The organism is Bradyrhizobium canariense, from assembly GCF_019402665.1.
Classification (GTDB): Bacteria; Pseudomonadota; Alphaproteobacteria; order Rhizobiales; family Xanthobacteraceae; genus Bradyrhizobium; species Bradyrhizobium canariense.
Genome location: NZ_VSST01000139.1, coordinates 1 through 8,371 on the forward strand (window position 1 = coordinate 1; position 8,371 = coordinate 8,371).

At 58.2% G+C, this 8,371-nt stretch carries 7 protein-coding genes; all 7 read left to right on the forward strand.

Annotation, left to right across the window (positions count from 1 at the left end; translation table 11 throughout):
- Positions 1-155: 155 nt before the first annotated feature.
- The 7 genes from FXB41_RS40280 to FXB41_RS40310 all read left to right on the forward strand — a co-directional run bounded on the left by FXB41_RS40280 (position 156) and on the right by FXB41_RS40310 (position 8,123).
- A complete protein-coding gene (locus tag FXB41_RS40280) occupies positions 156-317 on the forward strand; it encodes a hypothetical protein (RefSeq protein WP_198288334.1) in 162 nt (53 codons plus the stop codon).
- A 421-nt stretch (positions 318-738) separates the two neighbouring features.
- Positions 739-1,734 carry a formylglycine-generating enzyme family protein gene (locus tag FXB41_RS40285; protein WP_219685709.1) on the forward strand — a complete coding sequence of 332 codons (996 nt, stop codon included), beginning with the start codon at positions 739-741 and terminating at the stop codon, positions 1,732-1,734.
- 114 nt (positions 1,735-1,848) lie between these two features.
- Positions 1,849-3,519: an arylsulfatase gene (locus FXB41_RS40290; RefSeq protein ID WP_219685713.1), complete on the forward strand. Its 1,671-nt coding sequence runs from the start codon at positions 1,849-1,851 to the stop codon at positions 3,517-3,519.
- 270 nt (positions 3,520-3,789) lie between these two features.
- Positions 3,790-4,080 carry a hypothetical protein gene (locus FXB41_RS40295; RefSeq protein WP_219685710.1) on the forward strand — a complete coding sequence of 97 codons (291 nt, stop codon included), beginning with the start codon at positions 3,790-3,792 and terminating at the stop codon, positions 4,078-4,080.
- A 233-nt stretch (positions 4,081-4,313) separates the two neighbouring features.
- Positions 4,314-5,825 (forward strand): arylsulfatase, encoded by a 1,512-nt coding sequence (locus tag FXB41_RS40300; protein ID WP_007591814.1) that lies wholly within the window; start codon positions 4,314-4,316, stop codon positions 5,823-5,825.
- A 793-nt stretch (positions 5,826-6,618) separates the two neighbouring features.
- Entirely contained in the window at positions 6,619-7,311 is a 693-nt protein-coding gene (locus FXB41_RS40305; protein ID WP_219685711.1) for a helix-turn-helix domain-containing protein, read from the forward strand.
- A 443-nt stretch (positions 7,312-7,754) separates the two neighbouring features.
- A complete protein-coding gene (locus FXB41_RS40310) occupies positions 7,755-8,123 on the forward strand; it encodes a hypothetical protein (protein ID WP_219685712.1) in 369 nt (122 codons plus the stop codon).
- Positions 8,124-8,371 lie beyond the last annotated feature (248 nt).

Consider the following 8,371-nt stretch of genomic DNA (forward strand, 5'->3'; position numbering starts at 1 on the left):
GTTGAGGCCGCTCCAACGGGCGGCCTCTTTCATGTCAGCGCTAAGCCTGCGATGTCGCCTGTTGGCCATGAGCCAGCTCGCTAAAGCGAGCTGATCATGTCCGCTCCCAAACCGTGAGGAGGGGCAACGATGCCTTCGACCGCAGCATCATGTGCATGCATGACGGCAAGCTGCTGGGCGGCAATTCGGCCTTCGCGGATCTCGGAGGCTATGTCGAGCGCGACGGCGAGATCATCGCCGAAGTCATCACCGAACGCCACCGGCACCGCCGACAGCGGCGCGAAACAAAGGCCACCGCGAACACCAGAACAGGATAATGCGTCAGGTTTTCCATGGCACCGTCCACTCGACCAGAACGCCAAATCCCGGATAACCCTTCTGCGACACAAATCACATAACGCTTGTTGCTCACCCCGTCACCAATTCGCAGACGGCAACTGAGTCAATGCTGCTGACGCGGTTGGCCCGAAGGCGAAGCTGGCGATAGCGTCCGGCAAGTCGGTGGTTGAGGCCAGACCGGACGTGGCGGAGACGCGACCAATTCGACTCGAATGATCCGAGTCGGACATCCTTTGATCTAGATCAACCCTGAAGTGTGTCGTTCCGGTTTCCCTACGCCTCAGCCTCGGTCAAAGGACCCAGTACCGGAAAATGCATATCGAGCGAAACAGCGTCGCAAATAAACAGAGTCACAAATGAAGCAACGCAGGCCGCTGATGTAGGGGCCCGGAGATCGTGATGCACCTGGCTGACACGAAATCGTCGTCGGACGACGGACAATCGTTCGAGCATCCAGCAGGTGAGGGGATGCTGTATGTGCCGGGCGGCACGTTCCGCATGGGTTCGGATCGGCACTATCCGGAGGAAGCGCCGGTCCACCGCGTCGCCGTGGATGCCTTCTGGATGGATTGCCATTCCGTCACGAACCGGCAGTTCAAGGCGTTCGTCGGGGCTACCGGCCACGTCACCGTTGCCGAGATCACGCCCGATCCAAAGGACTATCCCGGAATGCTCCCGCACATGGTCTATGCGGGCTCTCTGGTGTTCTCGCCGCCTGACCATCCGGTCAGCCTGCGGGACTTCAGCCAGTGGTGGACCTTCGCCAAAGGTGCGGACTGGCGGCATCCCTACGGACCGGGGAGCAAAATCCAGGGGCTCGACGATCATCCCGTCGTGCATGTGGCCTTCAGCGATGCGCTCGCCTACGCAAGATGGGCCGGCAAGGATTTGCCGACCGAGGCCGAATGGGAATTTGCGGCGCGCGGCGGACTGGACGGCGCCGAGTTCGCATGGGGAGATGAATTTACGCCTGACGGCCGTCATATGGCCAACACCTGGCAGGGCGAATTTCCGCGCCAAAACACCAGAGACGACGGATTCGAACGGACATCGCCGGTCACGGCATTCCCGCCGAACGGGTACGGGCTGCACGATCTGATCGGCAATGTCTGGGAGTGGACGTCGGACTGGTACTCGCCTCGGCATGAAGCCGACGCTGCAAAGGCCTGCTGCATTCCCGAGAACCCGCGCGGCGGCCGCGAGGCTGATAGCTACGACCCGAGAACCACCAACGTCAAGATCCCACGCAAGGTCATCAAAGGCGGCTCGCATTTGTGCGCGCCGAATTACTGCCGACGCTATCGGCCGGCTGCGCGGCATGCGGAGCCGATCGACACTTCCACAAGTCATCTTGGATTTCGATGCATCAGGCGAGGAACCTCTGACGCATCTTAATGGGAGAGCGATGCCATGTTGAATTGCGTATTTGATGACAAGCTTTTGGTCGCAACGCCACGCAAGAAGCAAAGCTGGCTCAAGCGGTCCAGCGCAGCGCTGCTCGGTGCGACGATGATGATACCGTCGTCGGGATTGATCAGCACTCCTGTGGCTGCCCAGCCGGCGCAAAAGCCCAATATCCTCTTCATCATGGGTGACGACATCGGCATCATGCAGCCGAGCATCTACCATCGCGGTTTGATGGTCGGAGAGACGCCGAACATCGACCGCATCGGAAACGAGGGCGCGCTCTTCATGACTTATTATGCGGAGCAGAGCTGCACCGCCGGCCGCAACGCGTTTTTCACCGGCATGCATCCGCTGCGCACCGGCATGATTCCTCCGCAATTGCCCGGCAGCCCATCGTGGCTGCGGCCCGGTACGCCCGCCATTGCCAAGTTCTTGCTCGACCTCGGTTACAACACCGGCGAGTTCGGCAAGAATCATCTTGGTGATAATCCCGAGGCGCTACCAACCGCGCATGGTTTCCAGGAGTTCTGGGGGTACCTGTATCACCTCGACGCGATGCAGGGGGTGAGTTTCCCGGACATCAACAAGAGCCCGACCGTGCAAGGCATTGCGCCGCCGTGCAAGGCAACCCCGGTCCCGGGCCTTACCGATGTCCCCGGCGCCGTGGATCCTCGAACAACGACGTGCCTGACGCCGCCGCGGCCGGTGCTTGCGTGCAAATCGTCGGACGGCTCACAAGCAAACCAGAGCTGCAAGGACGAAGGTCCCTTGACGCTAGACCGTTCACGAAGCGTGGACGAAGAAATCTCAGCCAAGGTCATCGACTATCTTGATCGCAACGATCCCAAGAAGACCAACAAGCCGTTCTTCGTCTGGTACAACCCGGCGCGCATGCACATCACGACCGTGCTGCCGCCGAAATACGAGGCGATGATTGGCGAGCCGGGTGGCAAGGACTGGGGCCTCAACGAGGCCGGCATGAAGCAGATGGACGACAATATCGGCTATGTCCTCAAGAAACTCGAAGACATGGGCCAGCTTGACAATACCATCATCGTCTTCACGACAGACAACGGCGCCGAGAACATCACTTTTCCTGACGGCGGCACCACCCTTTTCAAGGGCGGCAAGCTGACCACCTGGGAAGGCGGCATGCGTGCCCCGATGGTCGTTCGCTGGCCGGGCCACATCAAGCCGGGCACGGTCAAGAGCGAGATGATGTCGGCACTCGACTGGCTGCCGACGTTGGTCGACATCGCCGGCGGGCCGAAGGGCGACGCTTTGAAGAAGCAGATCGAGGCTGGAAGCTACCCCGGCATCGTCAAGACAACGCTCGACGGCGTCGATCAGCGCGCCTATCTCGAAGGCACGGATAAATCCGCGCGCGAAGTCTTCTTCTACTACACCGGCGCGCAGCCATCGGCGGTACGCTACAAGAACTGGAAGATGTACTACACGATGGTGCCGGACACCGGGACCGGCGGGTTGTTCGGAGCGCAGAGCTTCCATTGGACGCAGGTCGCCAACATCAAGCGTGACCCATTCGAGCAGACGGTCGGCTCCGATGCCAAATCGTTGCTGGGCTATGCCGGTTCGATCGGCTCGCCGAGCACCGCCTACCTGTATGACTGGAATATCCTGCCCCTCGGCCAACTTCTCTGGGAAAAGGAGCTATTCTCTTACAAGGACTTCCCTCCGATGCAGGCGCCGGAAACTTACAACCTCGATGGTATCCTTGCTGAAATGAAGAAGTCCGGCCATCAGAGCGAGTGAACGAGGCGGGATAGTATGCCTTGATGATGTCTAAGCGGGCGGTCTTGAAAAAAGCCGCCCGTTGCAAGCACAATTGTGTCAGCGTCGGGTGCCGTCCCTTCAACTCCGATGATCCCCAAGGCTGCTGACGCCCCAAGGCTACTACTCCAATTTTTCTACCCTTTGCTACCCCAAGACTATCGGACGATCCAATCCGTCAACGCGACGCTGACAAGCCGATGATGCACTTGCTCTGCCGCGTTCGAGAGAACTGCAATAAGGATTGCCGTCATGTACAGACCGCTTGGGTCAATACTGCTGGCTACCGCAGCTCTAATGTTCAGCCCGTTGGTGCAGGCGCAACAGGCAACAGCACCGCGGGTTGCAGCCGAAACGCCGCGGTCGATGTTGGCAGCGCAGATTCGCTTGCAAGGTTTCACCTGTGACAAACCGCTCGGTGCCTCAAGGGATGCAAAACGCTCGCGTCCGGATCGGGCCGTCTGGATCCTGAAGTGCAGCAACGCAACATATCGGGTCACCCGCTCTCCCGACATGGCGGCGAAGGTCGAACCGCTGCTGTAAGCGACGCACTTCATCTGCCCCTGGTGGCCATGCGAGATAAGCAATCGATGTCAGCTTCTGGGCTCCTGGCCGAAGGCCGGTTGAACATGTGTCATATCGGCTGTCAGAGGCAAGCCGGACGCCGATCCAGGTTGGCGTCTTACCGCCGCAATGCGGACATTGGCGCGGATTTCGGATAGCTTCGAGATTAGGCTTTCTCTAGAATGGTTACGCAGCATCTTCCGGAGTTTCGCATGCAAAACTCGGTCAAGCACTTCGCCTCGGCGGTGGTGCTGCTTGCGTTGATGGGTTCGGCGACAGCCTTTGCGCAGCAAAACAATAAGCCCAACATTGTTTTCATTCTCGCCGATAATGTCGGTTACGGCGACCTTGGGTGCTATGGCGGCGGCGAGTTGCGTGGGGCATCGACGCCGCATCTCGATGCAATGGCTCGAGACGGATTGCGCCTCACACAGTTCCTAGTGGAACCGGCGTGTACCCCCTCCCGTGCAGCGCTGATGACTGGGCAATATTCGATCCGAAACGGTCTGTCGCTGATCGCTATTGAGGGTAGTCCCTATACGCTTCCCGCTAATGCCTTCACCATGGGCGAGATGTTCAAGAGCGTTGGTTATGCGACTGCGATCTTCGGGAAATGGCACCTTGGAAGTGCGCCTCAAAGTCTGCCGACCGCGCACGGCTTTGATGAGTTCTACGGTATCCCGCCGGACATTAGCTGGGATGCAGCAACATACCCGGCTACAATCGCGCTCACGCACTCAATCAATGAGCCGTACGAGACACTGCTGAAGACTGGGCCGCAGATCGTTGAGGCGAAGGCCGGAGGCCCGCTACAGGCGGTCAAGCCATTTACCGAGGACGTCCGCGCCAACATCGACGATGAGTTCGTGGACAGATCAATCGATTTTATGAGGCGCCAGAGAGCATCGGGACAGCCCTTTTTTCTCTATCTTCCTTTTTCAATGGGGCACTTTCCAAACTTGCCTTCTCAACAGTTCAAAGGAAAATCACGGATCGGCAACTACGGCGACAAGTTGATGGAGGGAGACTATCACGTCGGACAAATCCTAGATACGCTGAAGCAACTCGGCATCGACGACAACACAATCGTTGTCTTTGCCTCGGACAATGGCCCCCAGGGCCAGACCGCGCGAGAACACGGCAACCAGGGAACGCCTGATATGGGTAATTCAGGTCCGTTTCGCGGAGAGTTAGGCGAAGTCACTGAAGGAGCAATACGGACGGCGGGGATCATCCGGTGGCCCGGCAAAGTCAAGGCAAACACAACCACATACGCCATGTTCTCGATCATGGATTTCCTGCCGACCTTTGCCCACATCGTCGGTGCCAAGATGCCAACAGACCGCCAGATCGACGGGATCAATCAAGCCGATCTCCTGTTGGGCAACACGGCGACAGCGCCTCGCGAAAGCCTTTTGAGCTTTATCGGTGGAGATCTCGTCGCCGCGCGCTGGAAACAGTGGCGTATCTACTTCACGGACGTCCATCCGACCGGCATCGGACCACAGCGGCAGCCCGGCATGTTCTCCGCGAGTGCGCCGATGGCCGGCTACCCGAAGATTTACAACATTGAAATGGATCCGCACGAGGACCTCATCGTCGCGGCAATGTTTGGCTGGGTATCGGGTCCTGCGCTCAAAACTGTCGAAGAGTATTTAGCGACCCTCAAGAAACATCCAAATCCACCACCGCCGAACATCACGCAATTTCGTAGCGGCGGTTAAACTGGCTCGGCGGTTTGTCCGCTTCTGACCGTTGCGGACATTCTTGAGCAATATTGGGTGCCGCCAACATAACGCCGTGGGGCTTTTCTGCCGCCCTGATCCGATGTCGCTGTAGGGGAGTCGGTTCGCCACAGGAGACCGAAATGAAACGATCAATCGCGCTGTCGGCATTGCTAATAATTGGGTTCGCTGGAAGCCCTGGAAGGGCGAGTGACGTAGTCTATTGCCAATACGCTGGCTATCCGGTTGCTTGCATCGCACGGCCGGGATTCGGGGGCGCCCCAATTCACGACACTCGCCGAATTCCACCCGCAATTGATGCTCGCCCAAGCGGCCTTGTAAGGCAGGACTTGTTCGATCGGAATAACCCAAACAACCTACGATCGGATTGGCCCAGTCCACCTGCTCAACCGGGCGCGCTCTGAAAGTAGCACTGAGCTGATCATGGCCTGCGAGCAGTAGGATCAGACCCCGGTGGAGTGCTTCGGACTTTAGCCATTCAACGCTGCATCCGCTCGTGGCCCATTGCTTCAGTTTGCGCGGCGCAGCAGACGTCAGGAGGCGGAATTAGACCGGAAGTCATTGCCCGAGGAGTAAATCTCGCAATTGATCCATAACGCAGTGGTTACGTCATTCGCCCGGCGGTGGCGCCAGCAACCTGACATTGTACCTTGGTACAATGACCTGAGGGATATCCAATGAATATGGTCGCTCGTCGAACGACCAGCGGGCGAGAGAGGATTATTCAAAGAATTGATACGGAAAAAGAATTGATGCGGAAGGGGAACTGGCCATGTTTGTGCGTATCCCAACGGATCGACGACCTCAGCCCAATACGCTCGATGAATTCGGTTTGACGAGTGCATTCAACCGAATTATCGGCCTCGGTGAGTTTACATACCGAAAAGGCACTGAAATCTTCGGCGAAAAAGAGCCCGCTGTGTATGTCTATCAAGTCAAGCATGGTGCGGTGCGAAGTTACAAGTTGCTCTCGGACGGTCGGCGTCAAATCGGCGCCTTTCACTTAGTGGGCGATATCTTCGGGCTTGAAAACGGCGATGAGCATCGATTTACCGCAGAGGCGGTCGTCGAAACCGTCGTGCGCCTGATTAAGCGAGAAAGCCTTCAATTGGTAGCCGCAAAAGACGCGGTCGTCTCGCACAACCTACTCAGCATGATCACCCGCAACCTGGAGCACGCAGAAAACCATATGCTGCTTCTGGGCCGCAAGACCGCGGTAGAAAGGGTCGCCGCCTTCTTACTTGAGATGGATTTCCGCACGGGAGCAGACAAGATGTCGCTCCCCATGACTCGTCTCGACATTGCGGACTATCTCGGCTTGACGCTCGAAACGGTTTCTCGCGCGCTATCTAGCTTGCGTAAAGCGGGCGTCCTTACGTTCCTAGACCACGATCAGCGAGAGATCATGTTAAACGACAGGCGGCGGCTTGCCGATTTCGATCCGCAAGGACCGGCACAACACTGATACCAAAATGCGACGGGCCGTGCTGGCGACGATGAGAGATACACAGTCCCTCCACACCGATGACACCGACTATTTACTGAGAGGAGCTAAAGCGATGAGCCCATTGATTTAGCTCAATGGATTGCCGCGATCCAGGTTCAAGGCTCTGTGATGAACAAGCCGTCCGGATCCGATAAGCCCGAGCCCAAACCAACGCGCTTGGAGGAGGCGCGCCGGATCGTTGAGGAGTACGCGAATGACCTTCGCGAAATCATCCGGAAGCTGCGTGAGAAGATGAATTGAAGCCGATTGGATTTGCTCAAAGTTGAGTTCTTCGCATTTTGACCCAAGGCAGTCCCAATCTTGGCGGTGCGAGTTTTGCCGAAGTAGCACAGGCTCGCAAAGGCCGACCGACTACTACGAGACGTGGCATTGGGCCACGGTTCAAGCGCAAGGAGGAAGCCATGATAAATCTGAAAGTTCTTGGCGCGGTCGTTGTTGCGGCATTCGCCCTGTCCAGCTCTGCTGCACTGGCGCAGGCGGCCCTCTCCAATCCGGACGAATGCCAAGCTGAATTCGCCAGCTGCACGGGTTTAGGAACCGGGAGTACTCCCACCGGAGGTTATCGATATCGGCAATCAACTCGGCGAACGGCGTATCGCCAGCCGGCGGCGGCCGACGCTACCGTCGGCAGCTGGGGCAATTCCTACGCCATGTCCGGCGAGATGGGCTGGCACGGCAACTGGAATGCGTATGCTGCCCGCAACGGCATCGTCTGTAAGCCCGGCACCTATTTCAAGGGTGCTGACGGTCTGCGGCATCTCTGCCAATAGGTCATCCTCTCTAAGGCTGAATCAGACGGCCCCACAGGGCCGTCTGATTCATGCCTGAGGGTGGCACTCGTCCTGAGTGGGCGACAGCGTGGAGCCAGGCAGGCGTCAGTCTGCGGGAGCTGATGACTGCTTCTGGCCCATCGCCGCCGTCCGAGGGGCGGCTCGTCATGTCGGTTCTCAAGGCGGACCGGAAGTTTTGCACCCGAGCGCTCGACCGAAGCTTTTGACCCCAATGTATGGTCCGGCCG